At 72.0% G+C, this 257-nt stretch carries 1 protein-coding gene; it reads left to right on the forward strand.

The genetic code is table 11. The features are described 5' to 3' along the window. Positions 1-252 (forward strand): RAQPRD family integrative conjugative element protein (locus K206_RS0137180; RefSeq protein WP_020207226.1); only part of this gene is annotated, 252 nt, incomplete at its 5' end. Positions 253-257 lie beyond the last annotated feature (5 nt).

The following is a 257-nucleotide window of genomic DNA, read 5'->3' on the forward strand; positions in this document are numbered from 1 at the left end:
CTGCGCCAGCTCGACGCGCTGGAACGCACCGTCGCGGACAGCGCCGCGCATACCCCCATCACGCCGGGCGAGCGCTACCACTTCGACTACCCGCGGCTGCTGGCTGACTTGGCGCGCGTGCGCGCCGGCATCCAGTTCCACCTGACGCCATCACGCGCTCAGCCGCGCGACCCCTCCGAACTGGCCGGCGACTACCGCACCGAGCGGGCCGCTTCGCCATCGCCGAAGACGACTGCGGAGGGCGAGCAATGAACGGC

The sequence above is a fragment of the Cupriavidus sp. WS genome (genome assembly GCF_000395345.1).
Classification (GTDB): domain Bacteria; phylum Pseudomonadota; class Gammaproteobacteria; order Burkholderiales; family Burkholderiaceae; genus Cupriavidus; species Cupriavidus basilensis_B.